The following is a 24,659-nucleotide window of genomic DNA, read 5'->3' on the forward strand; positions in this document are numbered from 1 at the left end:
GCTCAAATAAACTGATCGATGCCCTCGACCAGGCGGGTGGACAGGTACGATTGCTTGAGTTTTTCCAGCCACCAGCCCAGCGCTCGGCCATCATGATCGCCGCGCCAACCGGCGTAGATGATGTTCGGCTCGCGCGGGTCGGCCATCTGCTTTTCAATCAGCGCGCCGTTTTTCAATAACGAACCGACCCGATGCCTTGGCAGCCAGCCCACGCCCAGCCCGTGGCACTGGGCGAGAATTTTTGCGCGCATCGTCGGCACGGCCAGCACCGGTTGCCCGCCGGAGACACCGTAGGTTCGGCCCTCGGTGGTTTTCGACGAGTCAGCCACGACAATCGCCCGGTGCTGCGTCACCGTCGCCCTGGAAATCGGCTCCTTGACCGTGGCCAGCGGATGCTTGGGCGAGACGGCGAACACCCATTGCATTTCCCCCAGTTGCATCCAGCGCAAGGACGGTATCGCCGGCGGCTCGTTGGTGGCGCCGATCACCAGGTCCGCACGGCCATCACGCAGGGCGTCCCAGACGCCTTTGAGCACTTCCTGGGTGATGCGCAGCGGTACGCCGGAACCCAGCGCATCGAATTCCTCAATCACCGGGATAAAGCTTTCGAACTCCAGCAGTTCATCGGTGACGATCCACAACCGACTCTCCCAGCCACTGGCCACTTGCTGCACCCGTTGGGTCAGCCGCGAAACGTCTTGCATCAGCCGCGCCGCTTCATTGACCAACAACTCGCCTGCCGGGGTGAGTTGCAAGCGATAGCGGCGGCGGTCGAACAGCAAAGCGTCGAAGCGCTCTTCCAGTTGCCGCGCGGCGTAGGACACGGTGGACGGCGCCTTGCCAAGGTGAGCGGCGGCCCGCGACAGGCTGCCGGTTTCCCGGATGGCTTCGAGCAATGCCAGATCTTCAATCGACAGCATGTGTTCAATCCTCGAACAGGGTTGAAGATCAAAAGATCGAAGCCTGCGGCAGCTCCTACATTGATCTGCAATTATTAAACGATCCTTTGCCAAATCACCCGAAGATAGACCCACACGTTGACCGCCAGCACCACACCGGCCAAGCCTAGCTGAATGCCTGGCGTCAGGCCGGCCGGGTAAATGATCGGCCAGAGATAATGGTCGATGAAGCCACCGCCGTAGCCGGTTTGCCCGGCGGCGTGGCGCATCAGGTTTTCCCACCGGGTCAGCGGGCAGGGCAGATGGAAAAACTCCACCGCCACACCCCATGCGGCGGCGGGAAGGTGCCAACTGATCAGGGGCCGCCATTTGAGCACCAGCAGCCCGCCGAACAAGACGAACAAAATGAACGCCAGGTGGAACAGCACCAGCCCGTCGGCGGCGATTCGGTAGAGCATGTCGACTCCCTGCGGCGTCAGGCGAATGACTCCATGGTACGCGGGCGGGACGTCGTGCATCACGCGGTTCGGCCATTGCGCAAGATTGTTCAAGAAATTTGCCGCGACTGCTGGCACAGTCGGCGGTCTTTCCCTTGGTTGTAGAGCGTTATGTCCAATTCACACATGCCGAGCAGCGCCTTTTTGCGCGGAGCCGTAGCGATCATGCCGTTGTCCCTGGCGACAGCGCCCTGGGGGTTGCTGGCCGGTTCCATGGCCATCGAGGCTAATCTCACGCCCCTGCAAGGCCAGGGTTTGTCGAGCATCGTGTTTGCCGGTGCCGCGCAACTGGTGGCCATCGGCATGCTCAAGGGTGGGGCAGGGATTTTTTCGATCCTGCTGACCACGTTGCTGCTGACGTCCCAGCATCTGCTTTACGGCATGAGCCTGCGTTCGGTGATCTCTCCGTTGCCGGGTCGCTGGCGGGTGGGCCTCGGCTTTCTGCTCACCGATGAGCTGTTCGCATTGACCAGTCAGCATGACAAGCAGCAGTTCAACCGCTGGTACGCCCTGGGTGTCGGCCTGACGTTTTACATCGCCTGGAATCTCTTCACCCTGGCGGGCATCGTGCTGGGCAGCAGCATTCCTGGCCTGGAACATCTGGGCCTGGACTTCTCCATCGCCGCCACCTTCATTGCCCTGATCACGCCAGTGGTGCGCAATGTGCCGACGGTGGTTTGCGTCGCGGTGTCGTTGTTCTGTTCGGTGTTGTTCAGCTACTGGCAGTGGGGCTCGGCGTTGGTTTTGTCGGGACTGGCAGGCATGACCGCCGGGTTTATCTGCAACAAGTTCCAGGGAGCACGCACATGATGGTCTGGGCCGTGATTTTCGGCATGGGGTTGCTGGTTTTTCTCAATCGCTACGTGTTCCTGGAGCCGCGCCTGCCGGTGCGCCTGAGCAGCAACGCCCGGCAGTTCCTCGGTTTCGCGGTGCCGGGCATGCTCACCGCGATTTGCGGGCCGATTGTGTTCATGCCGGACAAGCAGCTGAACCTGCAATGGGACAACCCCTATCTGATCAGTTCGCTGGTGGCCGTCGGCCTGGTGCTTTACACCCGCAATACTTTGCTCAGCATGTTGTTGAGCATGGGCTTCTTCTTTTTGCTGCGCTGGTGGCTGTGAGCCGGGCGCGGAAAATTGTTCTACGCTTAAAACTGATGACCGATCCCTTCTGGAAGAGAGGTGAACATGGCAACTGAACATAAGCATCCGGACCCGGATGAAGACATGGATGAACCGACGGAAAAAGAGGTTGAAGCGCAGAAGCGCGCGGAGAAAACCTGGAAACATGACGACAGCCGGGAGCTGTCGGATCGCGACCAGGAGTGGCCGTTGAAGCCCTGATCAGAAAAAACAAAGCCCCGCCATAGAGCGGGGCTTTTGTTTCACTGCAATCGGCGAAGCGGATCACTTCATCGCAGCGAATCCAGAAAATCAGGGTGAGCAGCCCGGTATCCCAATGTCTTGTCGATCCAGGCATTGAGCTCGTTAACCATCACTGGCGGTTTGCCTGGATAGCTTTCGAGCGTAGAGCTCAGGATGTTATCGATGTTGGGGACTGATCTCAGGTTTCGGGTCTTTATGTATTGCCCGATATAACTGTCGAGTGGGAAGTGTTCTGTCGACGAAAGATAAACGCACGCCAGACTCACGACTTGTTTAATTGCAAAATCGTCGCGCAATTTAGTTTCTCTGCAAGGCTTGTAAATAGGAATTTCCTGATTCATTGACTCTTTGGTCAACTGGGTATTGCCACAGGAAATGCGGCGCGCATCCTAGCGGCAGTTGTTGCAAATGTATGCACGATCGCCGGATTGTCGGACAAGCGGTTAGATTGCAACATTCACCATTTAAATAACTGTTAATTGAATGAGACAGACTAATTAACGGTTCTACAGGCTTCTTCTTTAATTAAGTCTTGTTTATGTCTGTATTGCTGTGGTTTTTGACAGGTTCATGCAATTTCCTCAATCAACCCCGCTCCCTGGTTTCTGGTGTTGCCGACGGCTTTATCGACTCTGTGCCACTGGAACGCATCACTGCCTTCACCTTGCAGGAGTACCATCTGCTCGGCCCGCTCCTTGGGGGTGGCCGGGTCCAGCCATTCCCGCGCCAATTCTGCCGAAAACACCACTGGGCGACGGTCATGAATATCGAGCATCCCGCCGGCGCTGTCGGCGCTAATAATGACAAACCCGTCATCGTCCCTCGGCGTGGCGCCGCCCACAGGAAATTGCCCGATTGCCGCACAGAAAATCGGCCCGTGGTCACGGCGCCGGATCAGCCAGGGTTGACGGGTTGAGTCTCCGGCATCGACCCATTCGAACCAGTTGTCGACCGGGCAGATCGCGCGATGGGGCCAGATCGCGCGGAAGAACGGGCCGTGAGCGACTTTCTCGACCCGCGCATTGATCGGCGCGGCGCGATCCTTCGCCCAATGCGGCCGCCAGCCCCAACGCTGTGGATCGGCATGCAGTCCGTCGCTTTCCAGATGCAGCAACGCAAGTTGCGTGGTGGGGGCGGCGTTGTAGCGCGCCAACGGTTCATCCCCGACCTGGTTGATCAACGCATCGGGAATGCTCAGCACCGCGACAAAATCGTGGATGCCTCGATACTGCGACAGTCTTCCACACATCGACCGAATCCTCCGGTTTGGAGTGTTCAGCATAGATGCTTCTATAGTCGCCCGGCTTGCCGGCGATGGCGGGTTTGTGGGCGCTATCGCTGGCAAGCCAGGCTCCTACGGATGGTGTTGGTGTTCGTAATTCAGGGCCTCACGCGCACCCTGTAGGAGCCCGGCTTGCCGGCGATGGCGGGTTTGTGGGCGCTATCGCTGGCAAGCCAGGCTCCTACGGATGGTGTTGGTGTTCGTAATTCAGGGCCTCACGCGCACCCTGTAGGAGCCCGGCTTGCCGGCGATGGCGGGTTTGTGGGCGCTATCGCTGGCAAGCCAGGCTCCTACGGATGGTGTTGGTGTTCGTAATTCAGGGCCTCACGCGCACCCTGTAGGAGCCCGGCTTGCCGGCGACGGCGGGTTTGTGGGCGCTATCGCTGGCAAGCCAGGCTCCTACGGATGGTGTTGGTGTTCATAATTCAGGGCCTCACGCGCACCCTGTAGGAGCCCGGCTTGAACTGGCGATGGCGATCTCGTGGGCGCTATCGCTGGCAAGCCAGGCTCCTACGGATGGTGTTGGTGTTCGTAATTCAGGGCCTTACGCGCACCCTGTAGGAGCCCGGCTTGCCGGCGATGGCGGGTTTGTGGGCGCTATCGCTGGCAAGCCAGGCTCCTACGGATGGTGTTGGTGTTCATAATTCAGGGCCTCACGCGCACCCTGTAGGAGCCCGGCTTGCCGGCGATGGAGATCTTGCAGGCGTCATCGCTGGCAAGACAGGCTCCTGCGGCTGGCGGGGATGTTGTGGAGGGTGGTGGTTGCGGCAACTATGTTCTGTCATGACTCAATCTCCCGCACTTTGGCCGTTGAACGTGTCGCGCCAGGCCAGGAACCGTTTCTCCAGACCAGCGAGAATGCCGTCGCTGAGTTTGCCCAGCAGTGCCAGGACGATAATTGCCGCCAGTACGATGTCCGGGCGCGAGGTTTCGCGACCGTCGCTGAGCAAATAACCCAGGCCTTTGGTCGCAGCGATCAGTTCGGCGGCCACCAGAAACATCCAGGCCAGGCTCATGCCGCTGCGTAATCCGGTGAACAGGCCGGGCAGGGCGGCGGGCAACAGGATCCGCCGCACCAGGCGACGGCGACTGAAACCGTATATCTGCCCGACTTCGACCAGTTTGCGGTCGATGTTGCGGATAGCAGCGACGCCGTTCAGGTACATCGGGAAGAACGCGCCGATGGCGATCAGGACGATTTTCGAAGTCTCGTCGATGCCCAGCCACAGCATCAACAACGGCACCCAGGCCAGGCTCGGAATCGAACGCAGGCCGGCGAATGTCGGCTCAAGCCAGGCTTCGGCCTCGCGGCTCAAACCAACCCATGCGGCGAACACCAAGGCGAGACTGGCACCGATGGCGAAGCCCAAGAGAACGCGCAACAAGCTGACGCCGATGTGCTTCCACAACGCGCCTTCGGCGAGGTCGCGCAGGGTCAGGGCAATCTCGCTGGGGGCGGGCATCTGGTAGGAGGGCAGCCAACCGATGCGTACCACGAATTCCAGTACGAGAATGATCAACAGCGGAAGCGCCAGGCCCTTGAGGCGCAGCTGCCAGGTGTTGCTCAGGCGTCGCGGTGCAGGCAGTGCCAAGTGCGCGGGGAGGTTTTTGATTTTGCTGGTCATGGTTTTTCTCCAGGCACGCCAAGATCAAAAAATCGCAGCCTGCGGCAGCTGCTACAGGGAAACCCAATGTAGGAGCGGCCGCAGGCTGCGATCTTTTGCTTTTACTGGCGGGCGACGGTTTCCTTGAAACCAGTGTCGATCAGTTGATCGATCACCTGATCGACATTCACCCCACGGCGTACCAGTTCTTCGGAAACCAGAATCGGCGCGGCATCCTTCGACGCGATCACATCCTTGGCGGTCAATTGCGGGCTGCTCAGGTCGGTGCGCGACAGTTGCAACTTGGCCACTTCCAGCGGCAGGCCGGATTCCGTGGCGAGCAGTTTCGCCAGATCTTCAGGATTTTTTACCGCCCATTCCCGAGCCTGTTCGTAGGCTTTCAGCACGGTGTCGATGGTTTGCGGATGGTCCTTGGCATAGGTGTCGGTCACGCTGACCACGCCATAGCTGTTGAAATCGGTGTTGCGATACAACAGGCGCGAACCGGCCTGGACCTGGCTGGCGGCCATGTGCGGATCGAGTCCGGCCCAGGCGTCGACATCACCTTTCTCCAAAGCGGTGCGACCGTCCGGATGCTGCAAATGCACCAACTCCACATCGTCTTTGCTCAGGCCGGCCTGCTGCAGGCTGCGCAAGGTGAACAGGTACGGGTCAGTGCCTTTGGTCGCGGCAATTTTCTTGCCCTTGAGATCGGCGACGGATTTGAACGGTGAGTCCTTGCGCACCACCAGCGCGGTCCATTCGGCGCGGCTATAGACATAGACCGACTTGATCGGGCTGCCATTGGCGCGACTGAGGACCGCTGCGAGGCTGGCGGAGGAGGCGAAGTCGACGCCGCCGCTGTTGAGGTATTCCAGCGAGCGGTTGCTGCCCTGGCTCAACACCCAACTGACCTTGGTCTGGGGCAGGGCTTTTTCGAGAAAACCGAAGTGCTTGAGCACCAGGCTGACCGGCGAGTAGTACGCGTAATCCAGATGCACTTCAGCCGGGGGCGTTTCAGCGGCCTGGGCCACGGGTTGCAGGCTCAGGGCCATGGCGCAGGCACTGAGCAGATACCTGAATTTGGCAAAACGGAAGGTCGGTTTCATGGAACGGGCTCCGGGCAAGGCGGCGAAATTCTTATGTCCAAAAAATTAATTTGATCGACTGCTTCCTGCATAAACGGAATATTGCAGGCTCTATGCCATGTCCTTGAAATTGCGCTGTATCGGGACTTTGAGCTGCCTGAAGCGGGTGCCGGATGTACCGTAGAAAGCACTCTGTTGAGTTGCTGTTGCTTGGCCAACACTGGGCGTGACGCAATCCCGTAAATCCGGGCGCGGGGCAGCGCCGGAACCAAACACTGTCTACCCTGATCCAACCTCGGCCTGCAGCTACCTGCGGGCGGACGATGGATTTACGGGCGAAGGATTTTTGCCATCCGAACTGTTGACCGAAACGGTCTGGCTCAAGGCAAATAAATGAAACAGTGGGTCAAGGTTCTAATGGCGTTTGCCATGGCAGTCAGTTTGCTGGGCTGCATCGCCGCGCCCCTGGAAATGACGTCGCAGACCGAACAGCGCCTGCGAGAACAACCCCCCATCCGCTTTTTGTTGACCTTCGACGATGGCCCCAGCGCCTCGAGTTTCTGGAATCCGACCGAAACCGTGCTCGACAGCCTGGCGCGCAATCCGCTGCAACCCGACATCAAAGCCGTGTTCTTCGTGCAGACCCGGGCCTCACGGGCCGGTGGCAGCGAGATAGGACGGCGGATCATGCACCGTGAGCGGGCTGCCGGGCATATTCTGGGTTTCCACACGGCCACGCCTTCGCACACCAACCATCGTTCTCTCGACCCGCAAGCGCTCGAACAAGCACTCACCGATGGCAGCACCGACATCGCCGCGATCACCGGCGCCGCGCCGACGCTGCTGCGCCCGCCATTCTGGAATTACGATAAACGCACTTTCGCCGCGTATCAGCAGCATGGCCTGCATGTGCTGCTGACCGATTTGAGTGCTAATGACGGCAAGATCTGGGGCTTCAACGCTAGCCCACGGCGACGGGCGCATTTCCTGCGTTCAATGTCCGAAGTGCGCGAGCGCATTGCCCTCGGCCAGTTGCCGGTGGTGGACGGGGTGATTCCGGTGGTGGTGACCTTCCACGACCTCAATCGCTATACCGCGCGGCATACCCGTGAGTACCTGCAAATCCTCCTCGACAGCGCCCGCGAGACGGGGGTGAACGTCGCGGAGCAAGCGTTTTACATCGACACCGAAGCGCTGCAGCGGGCGGCCATGGCGCGTACGGTGCGCGACAGTTCGCAGCCGGTGAAACTCCCGGGATTCTGGAACTGGATCTGGAACAGCGATTCACACTGATCCCTCGCCACAGGTCTCGTTAACTTCGTGGCAACAGCTCATCAATCATCTGCAAACAATGGTTCAACCCCGGCGACACATCCCCGACCCGTCGGCTGAGGATGATCGGTGAGGTCGCGTTATCTTCCAGCAACGGGGTGAAGCCAATGTCGTCGCGGTGCAGCAGTTGCACCGAGGCCGGCACCAACGTGACCCCGATACCGGCGCCCACCAGACCGATCGCCGTTTGCAACTCATTGGTCCATTGCGCGACGTGGATGCTTACACCGTAGGACTCAAACAGTGCGATGACGTGGTCGGCGTAGCTCGGACGCGGGTTGCCGGGGTACAACACGAAGGGTTCTTTCGCCAGGTCTCGCAGGCTGATGGGTCCGGCGAGCAAAGGGTGGCCAGCGGGCAGGGCGGCGACCAGGCGATCCTCGGTCAAGACGGTCTGGACGATGGCCGGGTCGTCGATGCGGATTCGCCCGAAGCCGATGTCGATACGCCCGGCCTTCAGCGCCTGCACCTGTTGCAGCGTGGTCATTTCCGAAAGCCCCAACTCTAGCTCCAGTGGCTCGCCGCTGCGTAAGCGCCGGATCAGTTCCGGTAGCACGCCATATAAAGTCGACGGCGCAAAACCGATACCCAGCCAGGTCTTCTCGCCCAAACCAATGCGCCGGGTGTTGTCGCAAACCTTGTTCAGCTGTTCGAGCAGCGCGGTGGAATGTTCATGAAAAAACCGTCCGGCGTCGGTCAGTTTCAGCGGTCTTGCGCGCTCTAGCAGCATCACGCCCAATTCATCTTCCAATTGCTGGATTTGCCGGCTCAAGGGCGGTTGGGCGATGTGCAGTAATTCGGCGGCGCGGGTGAAGTTGAGGGTTTGAGCCAAAACCTGAAAATAACGAAGGTGACGCAGTTCCATGAGGCCTCCAGACGCCGATCAGTTGCATACCTTTTAGGTATCAAGTCAGACCAATTCTATATTGGCATCCTAAAAAAAGCCGTACGAGAATCGATTCCAGAACTCCAAGAACCTGATGGGTATCGAAATGCTTGCTACAGCCATTGAATCGATCGAGACGATCATCGTCGATCTGCCGACCATCCGCCCGCACAAGCTGGCGATGCACACCATGCAGAACCAGACCCTGGTGATTATTCGCGTGCGTTGCGCCGATGGCATCGAGGGCATCGGCGAATCCACCACCATCGGTGGCCTGGCCTACGGCAACGAAAGCCCTGACAGCATCAAGACCAACATCGACACACACTTCGCGCCGCTGTTGATCGGTCAGGACAGCAGCAACGTCAATGCCGCCATGTTGCGCCTGGAGCGCAGTATTCGTGGCAACACCTTCGCCAAGTCCGGCATCGAAACCGCGTTGCTCGACGCCCAGGGCAAGCGCCTCGGTGTGCCGGTCAGCGAATTGCTCGGCGGGCGTGTACGCGATGCGCTGCCGGTGGCATGGACCCTGGCCAGTGGCGATACCGAAAAAGACATCGCCGAAGCGGAAAAAATGCTCGACCTGCGCCGCCATCGCATCTTCAAACTGAAAATCGGTGCCGGCGAAGTCAACCGCGACCTGGCCCACGTGATCGCGATCAAGAAAGCCTTGGGCGATCGCGCCAGCGTGCGGGTGGACGTTAACCAGGCGTGGGATGAAGCCGTCGCGATACGTGCCTGCCGCATTCTCGGTACCAACGGCATCGACCTGATCGAACAGCCGATCTCGCGCAACAACCGCGCCGGCATGGTGCGACTGAATGCCATGAGCCCGGCGCCGATCATGGCCGACGAATCCATTGAATGCGTGGAAGATGCGTTCAACCTGGCCCGTGAAGGCGCGGCTTCGGTGTTCGCCCTGAAGATCGCCAAGAACGGTGGCCCGCGCGCTGTATTGCGCACCGCCTCCATCGCCGAAGCGGCTGGTATCGCCCTGTATGGCGGGACCATGCTCGAAGGTGGCCTGGGCACCATGGCTTCGGCCCATGCCTTTATCACCCTGAACAAACTGGCGTGGGACACCGAGCTGTTCGGCCCGTTGCTGCTGACCGAGGACATTCTCAGCGAACCGCTGGAGTACCGCGATTTCGAGCTGCATGTGCCGAAAACGCCGGGTCTGGGCCTGAGCCTGGACGAAGAACGCCTGGCGTTTTTCCGCCGCGACAATACATCCACTGCCATTCATCAAGCTTGAGGAGAGCATTATGCTGTTCCACGTAAAGATGACCGTGAATTTGCCGGTCGATATGAATCCTGAAGCGGCCGCGAAACTCAAGGCTGACGAAAAGGCCCTGGCCCTGCGCCTGCAAGATCAAGGCAAGTGGCGTCACCTGTGGCGCATCGCCGGACACTACGCCAACTACAGCGTGTTTGATGTTGATAGCGTTCAGGAACTGCACGACCTGCTGATGCAATTGCCGCTGTTTCCGTACATGGCCATCGAAATCGATGCGATGTGCCGGCATCCGTCTTCGATTCGTGACGACGACCGCTGAGCCCAGCCTGCTCAGTTCGCTACGCTAATAATTACAAGATGAGGAACCCAACCAAATGAACGTCAAGATTTCCCACACTGCCGAAGTCCAGAAGTTTCTCGAAGAGGCCAGTGGCCTGCACAACGATGCCGGCGATTCGCGGACCAAGGCCCTGATCTACCGCATCCTGCGTGACTCGGTGAACATCATAGAAGACCTCGCCGTGACCCCGGAAGAGTTCTGGAAAGCCGTCAACTACCTCAACGTACTGGGCGCGCGCCAAGAGGCCGGGCTGGTGGTGGCCGGGCTCGGCCTGGAACATTACCTCGACCTGTTGATGGACGCCGAAGACGAGCAGGCCGGCAAATCCGGCGGTACGCCACGTACCATCGAAGGCCCGCTGTACGTCGCCGGCGCACCGCTGTCGCAGGGTGAAGCGCGTCTGGATGACGGCGTCGATCCGGGTGTGACGCTGTTCATGCAAGGTCGTGTGTTCAACACCGCTGGCGAACCCTTGGCCGGCGCGGTGGTGGATGTCTGGCACGCCAACACGGGTGGCACTTATTCGTACTTCGATGCCTCGCAGTCGGAATTCAATCTGCGTCGCCGCATCGTTACCGACGCCGAAGGCCGCTACCGTTTCCGTAGCATCGTGCCGTCGGGCTACGGCTGCCCGCCGGATGGTCCGACCCAGCAATTGCTCGATCAACTGGGCCGTCATGGCCAGCGTCCGGCGCACGTGCACTTCTTCATTTCGGCACCGGATCATCGTCACCTGACGACTCAGATCAATCTGGATGGCGAAAAGTACCTGCATGACGATTTCGCCTACGCCACCCGTGACGAGCTGATTGCCAAGATCACTTTCAGCGATGATCAGGCGCGTGCAGCGGCTCACGGTGTCAGCGGTCGGTTCGCTGAAATCGAGTTCGACTTCACCCTGCAGTCGACCGCTCAGCCGCAAGAGCAACAGCGTCATGAGCGAGTCCGCGCACTCGAGGACTGATCGTAAAACCCTGTAGGAGCGAGCCTGCTCGCGATAGCGGATTAACATTCAACATTCATGTTGTCTGGCACTCCGTCATCGCGAGTAAGCTTGCTCCTACAGGGGCTTTGTGCAGCTCGCCGGAAATATCTCAAGCGACCGATGCAGTGTTCTAGAATGGCCCGACGCAATCGATAACAACAACCAGAGTGACCCGATGATGCAAGCGCAACTGTTGAGTCAGCGCAGCAGAGTATTCGACCATGCCGACCCCTACGCGGTGTCGGGCTACGTCAATCAACACGTCGGTAATCACTGCATTCTCATGCCCAGGACGGGCCGGCCGCTGGCCAGTCTCGATCATCGAAAATTCGCCAGCCTCGACCTGTGCCGCATCAGTTACGGCGCCAGTGTGCGGGTGACCTCCGGCGCATTGGAGAACATCTATCACCTGCAAGTACTGCTGCGCGGTAACTGCCTGTGGCGCGGGCACGGCGAGGAACATTACTTCGCTCCCGGTGAACTCTTGCTGATCAATCCCGACGATCCGGTGGACCTCACGTATTCCGCCGACTGCGAAAAATTCATCCTGAAAGTACCTACCCATTTGTTCGAATCCGTCTGCGACGAACAGCGCTGGCGCTACCCGGGGCAGGGTGTGCGGTTTCTGGAGAACCGCTACCAGCTCGATGAACTGGAAGGCTTCGTCAACCTGCTGGCAATGATTTGCCAGGAAGCCGAGGCCACTGAACAGATTCCGCGGGTACAGGAGCATTACACGCAGATCATCGTCAGCAAGATGCTCAGCCTGATGAAGACCAACGTCAGTCGCGTCAGCCTCGGTTCACCGGCGGCCACCTTCGAGGCGATCGCCGATTACATCGCGCGCAACCTAAAGCAAGACATCGACAGCGAACAACTGGCGCGCCAGGCCAGCATGAGCCTGCGCTCGCTGTACGGCTTGTTCGAACGCAGCGCCGGGACCACGCCGAAAAACTATATCCGCCAGAAACGCCTGGAACGCATCAATGCCTGCCTGAGCGACCCGACCTGCAACGTGCGCAACGTCACCGAAGTGGCGATGGATTATGGCTTCCTGCACCTGGGGCGGTTCTCCGACAGCTACCGCAAGCAGTTCGGTGAGTTACCGTCCGATACCCTCAAACGCCGGGATTGAATCACCACACCCCCTGTAGGAGCCGGCTTGCTGGCGATGGCGTCAGCCCAGACACATCGCATCGCCTGAATCGCCAGCAAGCCGGCTCCTACAGTTAGCGGTGTCGCAACGTTCACTTGCACAAAACGGATACAGGTCTGCACCCCGCGGATAGTCCGTCCCATCGCCCCGTCCTAGCATGACCCCTGCCTGAACAATAACAATGGAGGCGGCGGCCATGACCCTGCGACCCGAATATCTTCATTCCCTGCTTGAAGACGATCCAGAAAAAGGCATCTATCGCTGCAAGCGCGAGATGTTCACCGACCCGCGCCTGTTTGATCTTGAGATGGAACACATCTTCGAAGGCAACTGGTTGTACCTGGCGCACGAAAGCCAGATCCCCAACATCAACGATTTCTACACCACGACCATGGGGCGCCAGTCGATTTTCATCGCGCGCAACAAGGATGGTGTGCTCAACGCTTTCATCAACGCCTGCAGTCACCGCGGCGCGACGCTGTGCCGGCACAAGTCCGGTAACAAGAGTTCTTACACTTGCCCGTTCCACGGCTGGACTTTCAACAACTCCGGCAAGCTGCTCAAGGTCAAGGATCCGGCCAATGCCGGCTACCCGTCGAGCTTCAACTGCGAAGGCTCCCACGACCTGACCAAGGTTGCGCGTTTCGAGTCCTATCGCGGCTTCCTGTTTGGCAGCCTCAAGTCTGACGTGGTGCCGTTGGTGGAGCACCTCGGCGAGTCGGCGAAGATCATCGACATGATCGTCGACCAGTCCGCCGATGGCCTGGAAGTGCTGCGCGGCTCTTCCAGCTACATCTACGAAGGCAACTGGAAACTCACCGCCGAAAACGGTGCCGATGGTTATCACGTCAGCTCCGTGCACTGGAACTACGCGGCCACCCAGAACCAGCGCAAGCAGCGCGAGGCCGGCGATACCAACCCGACCATGAGCGCCGGCAGTTGGGCCAAGCAGGGCGGTGGTTTCTACTCCTTCGACAAGGGCCACATGCTGCTCTGGACCCGTTGGTCCAACCCGGAAGACCGTCCGCTGTACGAGCGTCGCGATGAGCTGGCCCAGGACTTCGGCAAGGCCCGCGCCGACTGGATGATCGAGAACTCGCGCAACCTGTGCCTGTACCCGAACGTGTACCTGATGGACCAGTTCAGCTCGCAAATCCGTATCGCCCGACCGATCTCGGTCAACCGCACCGAAATCACCATTTACTGCATCGCCCCCAAAGGCGAAAGCGACACCGCGCGCTCCAGCCGAATTCGTCAGTACGAGGATTTCTTCAACGTCAGCGGCATGGCCACACCGGACGATCTGGAAGAGTTCCGCTCCTGCCAGACCAGCTATCAGGGCAGCGTCACCACGTGGAACGACATGTCCCGCGGCGCCGAGCACTGGATCGAAGGCGCCGACGACGCGGCGAAAGAAATCGACCTGCATCCGCTGCTCAGTGGTGTGCGCACCGAAGACGAAGGCCTGTTCGTGCTGCAACACAAGTACTGGCAACAAACCATGCTCAAGGCTTTGGCTGCGCAACAGTCGAAACTGATCGCCGTGGAGGACGTGCAATGAGTATTTCCTACGACACCGTGCGCGACTTTCTCTACCGCGAAGCGCGTTACCTCGATGACCGGCAATGGGATGAATGGCTGGAGTTGTACGCCCCGGACGCGACGTTCTGGATGCCATCGTGGGATGACAACGACGAACTGACCGAAGACCCGCAGCGGGAAATCTCGCTGATCTGGTACGGCAACCGCACAGGCCTTGAAGACCGCGTCTTCCGCATCAAGACCGAGCGTTCCAGCGCCAGCGTGCCGGACACCCGTACCTCGCACAACATCAGCAACATCGAACTGCTCGAACAGGCTGACGGACTGTGCAAGGTGCGCTTCAACTGGCACACCCTGAGCTTTCGCTACAAGACCGTCGACAGCTATTTCGGCAGCAGTTTCTACACCCTCGACGTGCGCGGTGAAAACCCGCTGATCAAGGCCAAGAAAGTGATCCTGAAGAACGATTACGTTCGCCAGGTCATCGATGTTTACCACTTGTGAGGCGGCCGTCATGACCCATTCCATTGCGTTCAATTTCGAAGACGGCGTCACCCGGTTCATCGACGCCAATGCCGGCGAAACCGTGGCCGATGCGGCTTATCGCCAGGGCATCAATATTCCGCTGGACTGCCGCGACGGCGCCTGCGGCACTTGCAAGTGTTTCGCCGAGGCCGGTCGTTATGACTTGGGCGAGGAATACATCGAAGACGCCCTCAGTGCCGAAGAGGCCGAACAGGGTTTTGTCCTGACGTGCCAGATGCGCGCGCAGAGCGATTGCGTGGTGCGGGTGCCGACTTCCTCCGAGGTTTGTCGCACGCGTCAGGCCAGCTACGACGCCACCATCAGCGCCGTGCGGCAGTTGTCCGACAGCACCATCGCTTTGTCGATCAAGGGTGACGCCCTGAGCAAACTGGCGTTCCTGCCGGGGCAGTACGTGAACCTGGGAATTCCCGGCAGCGAACAGACCCGCGCCTATTCGTTCAGCTCGTTGCAGCGCGACGGTGAGGTCAGTTTCTTGATCCGCAACGTTCCCGGCGGTTTGATGAGCAGCTTTCTCACCGGCATGGCCAAGGCTGGCGACCGCATGAGCCTGGCCGGGCCGCTCGGCAGTTTTTATCTTCGTGATATCCGTCGGCCGTTATTGCTGCTGGCCGGCGGTACGGGGCTGGCACCGTTTACTGCAATGCTGGAGAAAATCGCCGAGCAGGGCAGTGAGCATCCACTGCATTTGATCTACGGAGTGACGCACGATCTCGATCTCGTGGAGCTCGATCGCCTGGAAGCCCTCGCCGCACGGATTCCGAACTTCAGCTACAGCGCTTGCGTGGCCAGCCCCGACAGTCAGCACCCGCTCAAGGGCTATGTGACCCAGCACATCGAGCCCAAGCATTTGAATGATGGCGACGTCGACGTGTACTTGTGCGGCCCGCCGCCGATGGTCGAGGCGGTCAGCCAGTTCATCCGTGAGCAAGGCATTGCCCCGGCGAATTTCTACTACGAAAAATTTGCCGCTAGCGCGGCTTGAGGTCTTCATGAACAGATTTCAAGAAAAAGTCGCGCTGGTTACCGGAGCCGCCCAAGGCATCGGGCGGCGTGTCGCCGAACGCATGGCCGCTGAAGGGGCGAAGCTGATTCTGGTTGACCGCTCCGACCTGGTCTTCGAGGTCCAGCAACAATTGGGGCAGGGCAGTCAGGTCCTGGCGTTGACTGCCGACCTTGAGCAATACGAAGAATGCAGCCGGGTGATGCAGACCGCGGTCGAGCGCTTTGGTCGTCTTGATGTGCTGATCAACAACGTTGGCGGCACGATCTGGACCAAGCCGTTTGAGCACTACCAGGCGTCGCAGATCGAATCTGAAGTCCGCCGTTCGCTGTTCCCGACCTTGTGGTGCTGTCATGCCGCGTTGCCGTTCATGCTGGAGCAGGGCAGTGGTGCGATCGTCAACGTCTCGTCCATCGCCACCCGCAGCATCAACCGCGTGCCGTACGGCGCGGCGAAGGGCGGAGTCAACGCATTGACGGCGTGCCTGGCGTTTGAAACCGCCGGGCGTGGAGTGCGGGTCAATGCTACTGCGCCCGGTGGCACCGAAGCGCCGCCGCGGGTGATTCCTCGCAACAGCACTGAACAGAGCGCGCAGGAGAAAGTCTGGTATCAGCAGATCGTCGACCAGACCCTCGACAGCAGCTTGATGAAGCGCTACGGCACGCTGGATGAGCAGGCCGGCGCGATTCTGTTTCTGGCCAGCGACGAAGCGTCCTATATCACTGGCATGGTCATGCCGGTGGGTGGCGGTGATCAGGGCTGACATGCGCAATTACAAGCGGCGCTGAAACGCTTTGACGATTCGGAGCGTGGCGTCGCTGGTCCTCAGGTTTTGCACGGCGTCCAGAGGGAACCAGATGCAATCGAAGATTTCATTTTGTGGCCGCGCTTGTTCCAGATTCACGACGGACGCCTCGTAGACGTGATGACGAGTACCGCCCGACTCCATTTCCATCAGGTACAGCATGTCGTCGACATCGAGGCCGGTTTCTTCCTGAAGCTCGCGGATAGCGGCCTCCGTCGCGGTTTCACCCAACTCGACCTTTCCGCCGGGCAAGGCCCAGCGGCACCTGGGCTTGCGCACCAGGAGAACGTGGCGATCCTGTTCGCAGATGACGGTTGCGCGTACTTTCATCGGTTACCTGAATCGGTTGTCACAAAACAGCAATAAAAATGCAATATTCGAGCCGCGCGCATTTTGCCAGCTTCGGAAAGTTGGAGCGCTGAAAGAGTGTAAAAGTGCATTTAAAAGGCGAAATCCCGAGACGACGTCTGGTCGGCATCTTGTCGGTAGCTGGGTGTAAGGTAGGCACGTTGACTCTGGAAATCATTACCGAAATGGAGGGTGACTATGAGCGTTCCGATGTTGAACAGAATGCACATGAACGGTTACGACGTACTCAGCGTGAACAACGGCCCATGGCGTGTCTGCACCAAAGGTGACCGACTTGGGTCCTTTGGCAGTCGAGAAGAAGCACTGGCGTTTGCGGCGTCTCTTCCTGGCTACAAATCGCGCTCGAGCGGGCAAACGCGCAGCCAGTAATCAAACGGAAAGTACGTCAAAGCTCCGGCATGCCGGAGCTTTTTATTGGTTCTTCACGGAATTCCGTGAAACACAGAAACAAGAACGCGGCCTGTTAATGGCCGCGTCCGCTAGTGAGCCTTGTTTCGGGTGATGGTTTTGGCTTTTATTTCCTCGGCGTAGCCCGACAGTCGCTCTTCATCGCCCTGGAACAGTTCGCAGAGTCTTTTGGCGGCTTCTGCATCGACGTCGTTTCCAGACAGGCGCAACTGTTCGGCTATGCGCAAAAGTTCCACGGCGGACCATCGCAGATCCGACGCTACCCCTTGCAGATCGCGTCGCAGTTGTTGTTCCGATTCGTTAAGCCACATGACGACCTCCTGAATGCTGCGCTAACCAATCTTAGACCCATTTCCAAGGTGGGGCGTTGAGTTCGTCTGATCGTGTACTGCATCCTTTGGTCGGGAAGTTTCGTCAATCGAAAAAATCCGCTGTCGTATTGATGAATCGATTTTTCGCCAGGGCGGGATATTTCAAATGACGGCTACCGATGACTTCAGGGCGCAGGCTCATGACTTGATCGCTGATCTGGACGCGGCTACCAGCGAAATGATGAAACTCATCTCCGAGCATCAGCTCAGCGGTCCCGATTGGGAGCGGGTCACTCAATGGCAACATGAGGCCTACGAACGATGGATGACGTATCTGAATACACGGTCATATCCCTATTCCGGCGATAGCAATGCCGACCACTGACGCCTTATTGGAAGTCAGGTCAACGACAAGCTACATTTCACCTTTTCAGGATTAAGGGCGCTTCATGCAGAGTCGGACGTTATTGGGAGCAGTAGGGGTTTTGGCGTTGCTGGCGGGCTGTTCATTGCCTGCGTCAGTGGTGCCGGGCGAGCCGAATGTCAACAAGTACAGCGAAAAGCCACCAAAAGAACTGGCTGAGTGTGTGTTTCCTGCCTGGAAAAAGGAAATATCCAACGCGACTCAAACGTCGATTTCCAATGGCTACAGAATTACCGCCCCGAGCATCATTACGTCTGACGAGATTCTGGACATCGTGAAGTCGAAGGACGGCAGCCGGGTATCGCTGTATCAGGGGCCGCCCTGGGCAAAATCAGCCGCACTGCGCAAGTCAGTGCGAGATTGTCTGTAGGTTTCAGTCGGAAATCTCGGTCAGCTGGATGAGTTGATCTTCGTTTGATTGCGCACTCGCGGTGCCTTTCTTTTCCCTGCGATCATTCAACCAGTTGTCGACTTGAGCGTTGAATTGCGCTGGCGCCTTGCGTCCGACCTTTCGGGCGATATCCAGAATGGTCTGTTGGGCGAGGGCCTCTTCCATGCGTTTCTGCGCAGTCAGCATGGCCGCATGGATCGAGCAGTGCCCCTCCTGTGCCCACGCCGGCGCTTCACCTTCAAACAGCGCGCAACGACCGCGAATGTCCCGGCATTCGAAAATCGACTTGCGCCCGTCGATTGCGTTGACCACATCCAGCAGTGTGACTTCGTCAGCTGGCCGGGCCAGCTTGAACCCGCCGCGCACGCCCTCGGTGGCGACGACCAGTTTTGCCTTGGCCAGTTTGGTGAAGATTTTCGCCAGATAGTCCAGTGGCACGCCTTGCAGTTCAGCCAGGTCGCGCACGCTCGCTTCACGCGAGTCGCCGCAATTGCCCACCAGGTAAATCAGGCAGTGGAGCCCGTACTCGACGCCTGCGCTGTAAAGAGCCATTTCTATCTCCGACTAATATTGTCGCAAATGTTATCAGTTGACTGTTAGTTAGGCAACGAATGCGGCTGCTACGTTCCTATCTGGCCAGATCCTTTGGGGTGGCGCTGTTCAGCGGGTTTTCCGAGACTATCGAAATCATCGATGGCAACCATCGCAATAAATAGATTGCGGGTTTTAACTCGGATCAATACAGTCGCCGTTGTCAGGTCAGCAGCAGAACTCCTCATCAGCGTTGACCCATAACAAAATTCACCACTGGTTATTCCCCGGAGATAAAAATGAAACAGCACATTCTGGTTATCGGCGCAGGTTTCGGTGGCATGTGGACAGCGCTGAGCGCCACGCGTTTGTTCGACATTCACGATCACAACGGCGTTGAAGTGACTGTTCTGGCGCCTCAGGCGGAACTGCGCGTGCGCCCACGTTTCTATGAGCCGAACGCCCACCAACTGGCCGCGCCGCTTGGCGATCTGTTCGATGCCGTGGGTGTGAAGTTCATCAAGGGCGCCGCCGAGACCATCGACGTTGAGCGCAAGACAGTCGGTTACATCGATGCTTCGGGCGCCAGACAAGTATGCAGCTACGACAAACTCGTTCTGGCCACCGGCAGCTGCGTCGCATTACCTGATACCCCAGGTGTGGCTGAACATGCGTTCGACGTCGACCAGATCGAACACGCCGTGCGCCTGGAAAACCACCTGAAGAACCTGGTCAACCAGCCAGAAAGCGCGGCTCGAAACACCGTAGTGGTCGCCGGCGGTGGCTTCACCGGCATCGAAACTGCGACCGAAATGCCGACCCGCCTGCGGGCCATCCTGGGTGATCGTGCGGACATCAACGTGATCATCGTTGATCGCGGCGACAAAATCGGCGGGTCCATGGGCCCTCAAATCGCCGAGAAGATTGTTGAAGCCAGTATTGAAACCGGCGTGAAATGGCACCTCAAGGCTTCGGTTGTCGGCGTTGATGAAAACGGTGTGACGTTGTCCGACGGCCAGCGCATTGATGCAAAAACCGTGGTCTGGACCACCGGTGTGCGCGCCAGTTCGCTGACTGAACAGATTCCCGCAGAACGCGATCGCCTTGGCCGCCTGCACGTCGATGCTCACCTGAAAGTCATTGGCCAGGAAGACATCTTCGCCACCGGTGACGTTGCCTACGCCGCCAGCGACGACATCGGTAACTACGCGCTGATGACTTGCCAGCACGCTATCTCGCTGGGCCGTCATGCCGGTAATAACGTGGCCGCGCAGATTTTGGGGGTGGACCCGACGCCGTACAGCCAGCCGAAGTACGTGACCTGTCTGGACCTTGGGGCCTGGGGCGCGGTTTACACCGAAGGGTGGGACCGCCAGGTCAAATTGATTGGACAGGAAGGCAAGTCGCTCAAGACCCAAATCAATACCATCTGGATTTACCCGCCAGCGGCCGATCGTGAAGTTGCTTTGGCAGCAGCGGATCCGATGATTCCGGTCGCTTGAGTGGTTGATCGCGCCGTGTGATTGATTGAGTCCCACCCAGGGTTTCCTGGGTGGGATTTTTTTTGGCTTGTGCCCAGTCCCTGTAGAAGCCCCGCAAGCCGGGCTCCTTACAGGAATTTGCATACAGATTCTCGACCAAAAACATAACAATCCATTGCGTGCGTGAAAATCAGTGTGTATTTTTTCATGAAATTAAAACTATAAAATTTCATGAGCCTTTTATGTTTCAACAATCCACCCAGCATGTCGCCAGCTATTACGCCCACTCCTGTGCCGATCGCCTGGTCAATCGATCGGCATTGGAAGGGGAGCAGGACACCGAAATACTGATCATCGGCGCCGGTTTCAGCGGCTTGCACACCGCATTGCGCCTGGCCCTGGCCGGCAAGCGGGTGACGTTGCTGGAGGCCAGCCGTGTGGCCTGGGCCGCTTCTGGGCGCAATGGTGGTCAAGCGATTCTTGGCTGGTCGTGTGACATGCCGCCGCTGGAAGCCGCACTGGGTTATGAGCGCGCGCGGCGTTTGTGGGACGGCATGCGTTGGGCGGCGCGGGAGTTGCGAGAGCTTCCGGCACGCCATGGTTTCGATTGCGACTACCGGGTCGGCCACCTCTGGACATCAGTGATGCCGCGTCGGGTCAGCCTGTTGACGGAGTGGCAACACGAGGCCAGCCACAAATGGGGGCACGATGGATTGCAATTCATTGAGCGGGATCAACTGCCGGAATGGGTCGCGAGTGATCGTTATCAGGCCGGCCTGTTCGATCCTGAAGGCGGGCAATTGAACCCGCTGAAACTGGCACTGGGTTTGGCCGCTGCAATTGAGCGGGCCGGTGGAGTGATTCATGAACAAAGCAAAGCGCTGGATTATCGCGAGGACGGTGACGGGTATGTGGTGACCACTGAGCATGGTCGTATTCGCGCGGACGTGTTGGTGCTGGCGTGCAACGCTTATCTGGATCGTCTCGATCCTCAATTATCGAGTTGCGTGTTGCCCGTCGGCACCTATCAGGTGGCCACCGCGCCCCTTTCGCAAGCGCAGGCAACCGCGCTGCTACCGAGCAATGCGTGCGTCACCGACAACCAGTTTGTGCTTGATTATTTCCGCCGCACCCCCGACAACCGGCTGCTGTTTGGCGGTGGCTGCACCTATCTGGGCGGCATGCCAAAAGACATCGCCGGGGCGACCCGGCCATGCCTTGAGCGCGTGTTCCCGCAACTGAAAGGGGTCGAGCTGGAGTTCGCCTGGGGCGGGCACATCGACCTGACGCTCCAGCGCACGCCGGACATCGGTCGACGCGGCGACTTGTACTGGCTGCAGGGCTACTCCGGGCACGGCGTGCTGCCGACACTGGCCGGGGCGCGAGCGGTGTCCGATGCGATAATGGGTCGGCCGGACGAATTGGCGTTGTATCAGGGTTTGCACAACGGCAGTTTTCCCGGTGGCAAGTACATGGCAGCACCACTGGAAGCAATCGGCAAGGCCTGGTACCGGCTGCGCGACAGTATTTGAAGCGGCAATTTCTGGAAGCCTTTCGATGGACATGCAAGAAGAGATTTCGGCGCTGGCGATCCTCATCCAGGACCTGCGCAAACACAAAAAATACACCCTCAAGGATCTAGCGGACAAAATCGGCCGGTCCGTGGGATTTTTGTCCCAGGTCGAGCGCGGGTTGTCCCGGCCGACGGTGGCGGACCTGACCGCCATCAGCGAAACCCTGGGCGTGCCGACCACCTATTTCTACAGCCTGCCCAAACCGATGGCCTTGCCCTGGGTAACCCGGCCAGACGAGCGACGCACGCTTTATTACGCCGACGGCATTACCGACATCCTGGTTTCGCCAAAAATGCGCGCGTCCTTTTCGATGCTGGAAAGCCAACTGGAACCCGGTGCCAGCAGCGGCGACCGGCACATGAAAGACAGCTCGGAGCAGGGCGGCTATGTCCTGGAAGGGGAATTGACGCTGTGGCTGGATAACGACGAACCGGTGACGTTGCACGCCGGCGACAGTTTTCAGCTGGCCAGTCATGCCCATTGCCGCTACGGCAACCTCTCGGACCGACTCACCCGGGTCCTCTGGGTTTACACCTGATACATCAACAAGGAACGAAAACGATGGATGCTGTGTGCTCTGATCTGCTGGCCGAAGTGCGTACGTTTCGTCAGCGTCACCCTGATGTGCGTTACGTCGACCTGATTTCCCTGGACATCCCGGGACATTTCTACGGCAAGCGTTACCCGATCGAGATGCTCGAAAAAGTGGCTGCTGGCAGCGCGTTGAAGTTGCCGCAAAACTGCGTATTGCTTGGCACCCAGGGCGGACTGTTCAAGATCGGCGACTACTGCTTCAACGACGGCGACCCGGATGCTCTGCGGCGCCTGGTTCCCGGCACGCTGAAGTTGGTGAGTTGGGAAAACCAACCGCTGGGGCAGATGCTGATCACCTCCGATGGCACGGAAAAACCAATCGTCTTCGAGCCTCGCGAAGTGTTGGCGCAGGTGCTGGAGCGACTCAAGCGCAAAGGCATTTCCCCGGTGGTGGCGTTCGAGCTGGAGTTCTATCTGTTCGATCGACAGCTGCGTGAAGGCTTGCCGCAGTTCGCCCGCGACCCCTTGACCGACGATGCCGATGATCAGCCGAACATGCACATCGAACGACTCTCGCGATTTGCCCCGGTACTCGATGACATGGTCGAGACCGCGCGGGCACAAGGCATCGATGCCACGGTGATCACTGCCGAACTGGGGCCTGGACAGTTTGAAATCAATTTCGGCCACTCGGACGACGGCTTGCGCGCGGCCGACTGGGCGGCGCTGTTTTGCCGCAGCACTCGCGGCGTGGCGCTCAAGCACGGTTATCGCGCCAGTTTCATGTCCAAGCCGTATTTGCAGTACCCCGGAAGCGGCATGCATGTGCACGTGAGCCTGTATGACGAGGCCGGCAACAATCTGCTGGCGGCAAACGGACAACAAGCGCTGCGGCATGCGGTGTCAGGGTGCCTGGACGTGTTGCCGCACTGCATGCCGATCTTTGCTCCGAATCACAATGCGCTCCGACGCTTGAGCGCTACAGTGAACGTCGCATCGCGTGCCAGTTGGGGCTTTGAAGATCGCGATGCTTGTTTGCGAGTGCCGGAATCGGACGCGAAAAACCTGCGAATCGAACATCGCCTTGCCGGTGCCGATGCCAACCCGTATCTGGTGTTGGCGGCGATTCTGGTGGGAATGGAGCAGGGACTGGAAAGCGGCCGTGAGCCGATTGCACCGCTTAATGAAGACCGCAGCAGTGGCATCGATTTTCCGGTGGAGATGCTGGAAGCCGTGCAGCTCATGCAAGCAAAGGCGCAGTTGCGCGAAGGGTTGGGTGCTGAATTTGTCGACGTGTATTGCGAGAACAAGCGTCAGGACCACCTGGCATTCATGCACGACATCAGTGCACGGGAGTACCGTTGGTTCCTCTAGTTAAGATTGTTTCGAGGTTATCCTTAAAAAATACCCGGATATTTAAGGGCTTATGAAATTTAGTAACCGAATGGTTAGCTAAAATATCTTGTTACAGAGAGAAATATTCCGTAATATCCGCCCCGCGTTCACCACCACGGTTTATGCATTTTTAAATCCCAGGCGTCCATCAGCTGCCTGGGATTTTTTTTGCCCGGAATTCAGTGATTCGAGACGGAGAAGAATCGCTGCATCCTTTTATTCGGGCCGTTGCTCCGATATCTCATATTTCCAAAACGAATAATTAGATAATTATTTATTCCTTTTCATGTTGATCAAGGCGGTGCAACTTGGAGTCCTGCACATCCATGTGGATGTACGTGACATCAGACAGGAAGCCTCAATATGACCATCAAAGCGATCAACGTCCGTAACCAGTTCAAGGGCGTCATCAAGGAAATTCTCGAAGGCGAAGTGGTCTCCGAAATCGACGTGCAAACGGCATCAGGCATTGTCACCTCGGTGATTACCACCCGTTCCGTGCGCGACCTCGAATTGAAGGTTGGCAGCGAAGTGATTGCCTTCGTGAAATCCACCGAAGTCTCGATTGCCAAGCTCTGATTACCGGCTCCTACAAGGTTCAGCGTTTCTCTCATCTAAATGATCGGTATCAGCGGCCTCGGCCGCTTTTTCAATCAC

30 protein-coding genes are annotated in these 24,659 nt (G+C 58.6%); 20 read left to right on the top strand and 10 right to left on the bottom strand.

All coding sequences use genetic code 11. From position 1 onward, the window contains the following. Nucleotides 1-2: 2 nt before the first annotated feature. A complete protein-coding gene (locus tag ABVN21_RS06805; RefSeq protein ID WP_339556275.1) occupies nt 3-920 on the bottom strand; it encodes a LysR family transcriptional regulator in 918 nt (305 codons plus the stop codon). A gap of 74 nt (nt 921-994) precedes the next feature. Continuing rightward, nucleotides 995-1,357: a DUF2784 domain-containing protein gene (locus tag ABVN21_RS06810; RefSeq protein WP_339556276.1), complete on the bottom strand. Its 363-nt coding sequence runs from the start codon at nt 1,355-1,357 to the stop codon at nt 995-997. A 150-nt stretch (nt 1,358-1,507) separates the two neighbouring features. Between ABVN21_RS06810 and ABVN21_RS06815 the strand changes: the two genes are divergently transcribed. From ABVN21_RS06815 to ABVN21_RS06825, 3 genes are all read left to right on the top strand, one after another. After that, nucleotides 1,508-2,206 carry an AzlC family ABC transporter permease gene (locus tag ABVN21_RS06815; protein WP_339556277.1) on the top strand — a complete coding sequence of 233 codons (699 nt, stop codon included), beginning with the start codon at nt 1,508-1,510 and terminating at the stop codon, nt 2,204-2,206. Further along, complete coding sequence (locus ABVN21_RS06820) at nt 2,206-2,517, top strand: AzlD domain-containing protein (protein WP_165353329.1); 312 nt, start codon at nt 2,206-2,208, stop codon at nt 2,515-2,517. The genes ABVN21_RS06815 and ABVN21_RS06820 overlap by 1 nt, the downstream gene beginning before the upstream one ends. 66 nt (nt 2,518-2,583) lie before the next feature. Next, the gene (locus tag ABVN21_RS06825; protein WP_339556278.1) at nt 2,584-2,739 is read left to right on the top strand and encodes a hypothetical protein; all 156 of its coding nucleotides are present in this window, start codon (nt 2,584-2,586) and stop codon (nt 2,737-2,739) included. 68 nt (nt 2,740-2,807) lie between these two features. On the opposite strand, the gene ABVN21_RS06830 is transcribed toward ABVN21_RS06825, so the two are convergent. The 4 genes from ABVN21_RS06830 to ABVN21_RS06845 form a co-directional block, all read right to left on the bottom strand. Next, nucleotides 2,808-3,077: a hypothetical protein gene (locus ABVN21_RS06830; protein WP_339556283.1), complete on the bottom strand. Its 270-nt coding sequence runs from the start codon at nt 3,075-3,077 to the stop codon at nt 2,808-2,810. 272 nt (nt 3,078-3,349) lie between these two features. Continuing rightward, entirely contained in the window at nt 3,350-4,030 is a 681-nt protein-coding gene (locus ABVN21_RS06835) for an SOS response-associated peptidase family protein (protein ID WP_339556279.1), read from the bottom strand. Between the two features lie 821 nt (nt 4,031-4,851). Continuing rightward, complete coding sequence (locus ABVN21_RS06840) at nt 4,852-5,688, bottom strand: ABC transporter permease (RefSeq protein ID WP_339556284.1); 837 nt, start codon at nt 5,686-5,688, stop codon at nt 4,852-4,854. Nucleotides 5,689-5,789: 101 nt separating this feature from the next. Beyond that, nucleotides 5,790-6,776 (bottom strand): aliphatic sulfonate ABC transporter substrate-binding protein, encoded by a 987-nt coding sequence (locus ABVN21_RS06845; RefSeq protein ID WP_339556285.1) that lies wholly within the window; start codon nt 6,774-6,776, stop codon nt 5,790-5,792. Nucleotides 6,777-7,148: 372 nt separating this feature from the next. On the opposite strand from ABVN21_RS06845, the gene ABVN21_RS06850 reads away from it, so the two are divergent. Further along, nucleotides 7,149-8,048, top strand: coding sequence for a polysaccharide deacetylase family protein (locus ABVN21_RS06850; protein WP_339556286.1), 900 nt, complete (start codon nt 7,149-7,151; stop codon nt 8,046-8,048). A gap of 19 nt (nt 8,049-8,067) precedes the next feature. Here ABVN21_RS06850 and ABVN21_RS06855 read toward each other — a convergent pair whose 3' ends face one another. Further along, a complete protein-coding gene (locus ABVN21_RS06855) occupies nt 8,068-8,952 on the bottom strand; it encodes a LysR family transcriptional regulator (protein WP_339556287.1) in 885 nt (294 codons plus the stop codon). Nucleotides 8,953-9,079: 127 nt separating this feature from the next. Here ABVN21_RS06855 and ABVN21_RS06860 point away from each other — a divergent pair, with 127 nt between their 5' ends. The 8 genes from ABVN21_RS06860 to ABVN21_RS06895 all read left to right on the top strand — a co-directional run bounded on the left by ABVN21_RS06860 (nt 9,080) and on the right by ABVN21_RS06895 (nt 16,542). Continuing rightward, on the top strand, nt 9,080-10,228 hold the full coding sequence (locus tag ABVN21_RS06860) for a muconate cycloisomerase family protein (RefSeq protein ID WP_339556288.1): 1,149 nt from the start codon (nt 9,080-9,082) through the stop codon (nt 10,226-10,228). Between the two features lie 10 nt (nt 10,229-10,238). Then, nucleotides 10,239-10,529, top strand: a complete 291-nt coding sequence (gene catC, locus ABVN21_RS06865; RefSeq protein ID WP_034150962.1) for a muconolactone Delta-isomerase — start codon at nt 10,239-10,241, stop codon at nt 10,527-10,529. Nucleotides 10,530-10,584: 55 nt separating this feature from the next. Continuing rightward, nucleotides 10,585-11,514 (top strand): catechol 1,2-dioxygenase, encoded by a 930-nt coding sequence (gene catA / locus ABVN21_RS06870; protein WP_339556289.1) that lies wholly within the window; start codon nt 10,585-10,587, stop codon nt 11,512-11,514. Between the two features lie 196 nt (nt 11,515-11,710). Beyond that, nucleotides 11,711-12,670: an AraC family transcriptional regulator gene (locus tag ABVN21_RS06875; protein WP_339556290.1), complete on the top strand. Its 960-nt coding sequence runs from the start codon at nt 11,711-11,713 to the stop codon at nt 12,668-12,670. 217 nt (nt 12,671-12,887) lie between these two features. Further along, nucleotides 12,888-14,252 carry a benzoate 1,2-dioxygenase large subunit gene (benA, locus tag ABVN21_RS06880; RefSeq protein ID WP_339556291.1) on the top strand — a complete coding sequence of 455 codons (1,365 nt, stop codon included), beginning with the start codon at nt 12,888-12,890 and terminating at the stop codon, nt 14,250-14,252. Next, complete coding sequence (benB, locus tag ABVN21_RS06885) at nt 14,249-14,737, top strand: benzoate 1,2-dioxygenase small subunit (protein WP_339556292.1); 489 nt, start codon at nt 14,249-14,251, stop codon at nt 14,735-14,737. The genes benA and benB overlap by 4 nt, the downstream gene beginning before the upstream one ends. A gap of 10 nt (nt 14,738-14,747) precedes the next feature. Next, complete coding sequence (gene benC / locus ABVN21_RS06890) at nt 14,748-15,761, top strand: benzoate 1,2-dioxygenase electron transfer component BenC (protein WP_339556293.1); 1,014 nt, start codon at nt 14,748-14,750, stop codon at nt 15,759-15,761. Nucleotides 15,762-15,768: 7 nt separating this feature from the next. Continuing rightward, nucleotides 15,769-16,542, top strand: a complete 774-nt coding sequence (locus tag ABVN21_RS06895) for a 1,6-dihydroxycyclohexa-2,4-diene-1-carboxylate dehydrogenase (RefSeq protein ID WP_339556294.1) — start codon at nt 15,769-15,771, stop codon at nt 16,540-16,542. 9 nt (nt 16,543-16,551) lie between these two features. Here the strand turns inward: ABVN21_RS06895 and ABVN21_RS06900 are convergent, their stop codons facing one another. Continuing rightward, on the bottom strand, nt 16,552-16,914 hold the full coding sequence (locus ABVN21_RS06900; protein ID WP_339556295.1) for an NUDIX hydrolase: 363 nt from the start codon (nt 16,912-16,914) through the stop codon (nt 16,552-16,554). Between the two features lie 216 nt (nt 16,915-17,130). Here ABVN21_RS06900 and ABVN21_RS06905 point away from each other — a divergent pair, with 216 nt between their 5' ends. Continuing rightward, on the top strand, nt 17,131-17,322 hold the full coding sequence (locus tag ABVN21_RS06905) for an SPOR domain-containing protein (RefSeq protein ID WP_034150969.1): 192 nt from the start codon (nt 17,131-17,133) through the stop codon (nt 17,320-17,322). Between the two features lie 110 nt (nt 17,323-17,432). On the opposite strand, the gene ABVN21_RS06910 is transcribed toward ABVN21_RS06905, so the two are convergent. After that, a complete protein-coding gene (locus tag ABVN21_RS06910; RefSeq protein WP_339556296.1) occupies nt 17,433-17,672 on the bottom strand; it encodes a hypothetical protein in 240 nt (79 codons plus the stop codon). Nucleotides 17,673-17,838: 166 nt separating this feature from the next. Here ABVN21_RS06910 and ABVN21_RS06915 point away from each other — a divergent pair, with 166 nt between their 5' ends. Both ABVN21_RS06915 and ABVN21_RS06920 read left to right on the top strand, forming a co-directional pair. Continuing rightward, nucleotides 17,839-18,057, top strand: coding sequence for a hypothetical protein (locus tag ABVN21_RS06915; RefSeq protein ID WP_339556297.1), 219 nt, complete (start codon nt 17,839-17,841; stop codon nt 18,055-18,057). Nucleotides 18,058-18,121: 64 nt separating this feature from the next. After that, nucleotides 18,122-18,466, top strand: a complete 345-nt coding sequence (locus tag ABVN21_RS06920) for a hypothetical protein (protein ID WP_339556298.1) — start codon at nt 18,122-18,124, stop codon at nt 18,464-18,466. Nucleotides 18,467-18,469: 3 nt separating this feature from the next. Here the strand turns inward: ABVN21_RS06920 and ABVN21_RS06925 are convergent, their stop codons facing one another. Beyond that, nucleotides 18,470-19,039 (bottom strand): Rrf2 family transcriptional regulator, encoded by a 570-nt coding sequence (locus ABVN21_RS06925; RefSeq protein ID WP_339556299.1) that lies wholly within the window; start codon nt 19,037-19,039, stop codon nt 18,470-18,472. Between the two features lie 278 nt (nt 19,040-19,317). On the opposite strand from ABVN21_RS06925, the gene ABVN21_RS06930 reads away from it, so the two are divergent. From ABVN21_RS06930 to ABVN21_RS06950, 5 genes are all read left to right on the top strand, one after another. Continuing rightward, complete coding sequence (locus tag ABVN21_RS06930; RefSeq protein WP_339556300.1) at nt 19,318-20,520, top strand: NAD(P)/FAD-dependent oxidoreductase; 1,203 nt, start codon at nt 19,318-19,320, stop codon at nt 20,518-20,520. Nucleotides 20,521-20,741: 221 nt separating this feature from the next. Further along, the gene (locus ABVN21_RS06935) at nt 20,742-22,031 is read left to right on the top strand and encodes an FAD-binding oxidoreductase (protein WP_339556301.1); all 1,290 of its coding nucleotides are present in this window, start codon (nt 20,742-20,744) and stop codon (nt 22,029-22,031) included. Nucleotides 22,032-22,056: 25 nt separating this feature from the next. After that, nucleotides 22,057-22,611, top strand: a complete 555-nt coding sequence (locus ABVN21_RS06940; protein ID WP_034150976.1) for an XRE family transcriptional regulator — start codon at nt 22,057-22,059, stop codon at nt 22,609-22,611. A 23-nt stretch (nt 22,612-22,634) separates the two neighbouring features. Beyond that, nucleotides 22,635-23,981: a glutamine synthetase family protein gene (locus tag ABVN21_RS06945; RefSeq protein WP_339556302.1), complete on the top strand. Its 1,347-nt coding sequence runs from the start codon at nt 22,635-22,637 to the stop codon at nt 23,979-23,981. Nucleotides 23,982-24,365: 384 nt separating this feature from the next. Then, a complete protein-coding gene (locus ABVN21_RS06950) occupies nt 24,366-24,581 on the top strand; it encodes a TOBE domain-containing protein (protein WP_007904463.1) in 216 nt (71 codons plus the stop codon). The last annotated feature ends 78 nt before the right edge of the window (nt 24,582-24,659 follow it).

It is taken from the genome of Pseudomonas sp. MYb327 (assembly GCF_040438925.1).
Taxonomy (GTDB): Bacteria; Pseudomonadota; Gammaproteobacteria; order Pseudomonadales; family Pseudomonadaceae; genus Aquipseudomonas.

Coding starts and splice junctions, on each gene's coding strand:
- ABVN21_RS06805 (WP_339556275.1), bottom strand. CDS start 920: ATGCTGTCGATTGAAGATCTGGCATTGCTCGAAGCCATCCGGGAAACC.
- ABVN21_RS06810 (WP_339556276.1), bottom strand. CDS start 1,357: ATGCTCTACCGAATCGCCGCCGACGGGCTGGTGCTGTTCCACCTGGCG.
- ABVN21_RS06815 (WP_339556277.1), top strand. CDS start 1,508: ATGTCCAATTCACACATGCCGAGCAGCGCCTTTTTGCGCGGAGCCGTA.
- ABVN21_RS06820 (WP_165353329.1), top strand. CDS start 2,206: ATGGTCTGGGCCGTGATTTTCGGCATGGGGTTGCTGGTTTTTCTCAAT.
- ABVN21_RS06825 (WP_339556278.1), top strand. CDS start 2,584: ATGGCAACTGAACATAAGCATCCGGACCCGGATGAAGACATGGATGAA.
- ABVN21_RS06835 (WP_339556279.1), bottom strand. CDS start 4,030: ATGTGTGGAAGACTGTCGCAGTATCGAGGCATCCACGATTTTGTCGCG.
- ABVN21_RS06840 (WP_339556284.1), bottom strand. CDS start 5,688: ATGACCAGCAAAATCAAAAACCTCCCCGCGCACTTGGCACTGCCTGCA.
- ABVN21_RS06845 (WP_339556285.1), bottom strand. CDS start 6,776: ATGAAACCGACCTTCCGTTTTGCCAAATTCAGGTATCTGCTCAGTGCC.
- ABVN21_RS06850 (WP_339556286.1), top strand. CDS start 7,149: ATGAAACAGTGGGTCAAGGTTCTAATGGCGTTTGCCATGGCAGTCAGT.
- ABVN21_RS06855 (WP_339556287.1), bottom strand. CDS start 8,952: ATGGAACTGCGTCACCTTCGTTATTTTCAGGTTTTGGCTCAAACCCTC.
- ABVN21_RS06860 (WP_339556288.1), top strand. CDS start 9,080: ATGCTTGCTACAGCCATTGAATCGATCGAGACGATCATCGTCGATCTG.
- catC (WP_034150962.1), top strand. CDS start 10,239: ATGCTGTTCCACGTAAAGATGACCGTGAATTTGCCGGTCGATATGAAT.
- catA (WP_339556289.1), top strand. CDS start 10,585: ATGAACGTCAAGATTTCCCACACTGCCGAAGTCCAGAAGTTTCTCGAA.
- ABVN21_RS06875 (WP_339556290.1), top strand. CDS start 11,711: ATGATGCAAGCGCAACTGTTGAGTCAGCGCAGCAGAGTATTCGACCAT.
- benA (WP_339556291.1), top strand. CDS start 12,888: ATGACCCTGCGACCCGAATATCTTCATTCCCTGCTTGAAGACGATCCA.
- benB (WP_339556292.1), top strand. CDS start 14,249: ATGAGTATTTCCTACGACACCGTGCGCGACTTTCTCTACCGCGAAGCG.
- benC (WP_339556293.1), top strand. CDS start 14,748: ATGACCCATTCCATTGCGTTCAATTTCGAAGACGGCGTCACCCGGTTC.
- ABVN21_RS06895 (WP_339556294.1), top strand. CDS start 15,769: ATGAACAGATTTCAAGAAAAAGTCGCGCTGGTTACCGGAGCCGCCCAA.
- ABVN21_RS06900 (WP_339556295.1), bottom strand. CDS start 16,914: ATGAAAGTACGCGCAACCGTCATCTGCGAACAGGATCGCCACGTTCTC.
- ABVN21_RS06905 (WP_034150969.1), top strand. CDS start 17,131: ATGAGCGTTCCGATGTTGAACAGAATGCACATGAACGGTTACGACGTA.
- ABVN21_RS06910 (WP_339556296.1), bottom strand. CDS start 17,672: ATGTGGCTTAACGAATCGGAACAACAACTGCGACGCGATCTGCAAGGG.
- ABVN21_RS06915 (WP_339556297.1), top strand. CDS start 17,839: ATGACGGCTACCGATGACTTCAGGGCGCAGGCTCATGACTTGATCGCT.
- ABVN21_RS06920 (WP_339556298.1), top strand. CDS start 18,122: ATGCAGAGTCGGACGTTATTGGGAGCAGTAGGGGTTTTGGCGTTGCTG.
- ABVN21_RS06925 (WP_339556299.1), bottom strand. CDS start 19,039: ATGGCTCTTTACAGCGCAGGCGTCGAGTACGGGCTCCACTGCCTGATT.
- ABVN21_RS06930 (WP_339556300.1), top strand. CDS start 19,318: ATGAAACAGCACATTCTGGTTATCGGCGCAGGTTTCGGTGGCATGTGG.
- ABVN21_RS06935 (WP_339556301.1), top strand. CDS start 20,742: ATGTTTCAACAATCCACCCAGCATGTCGCCAGCTATTACGCCCACTCC.
- ABVN21_RS06940 (WP_034150976.1), top strand. CDS start 22,057: ATGGACATGCAAGAAGAGATTTCGGCGCTGGCGATCCTCATCCAGGAC.
- ABVN21_RS06945 (WP_339556302.1), top strand. CDS start 22,635: ATGGATGCTGTGTGCTCTGATCTGCTGGCCGAAGTGCGTACGTTTCGT.
- ABVN21_RS06950 (WP_007904463.1), top strand. CDS start 24,366: ATGACCATCAAAGCGATCAACGTCCGTAACCAGTTCAAGGGCGTCATC.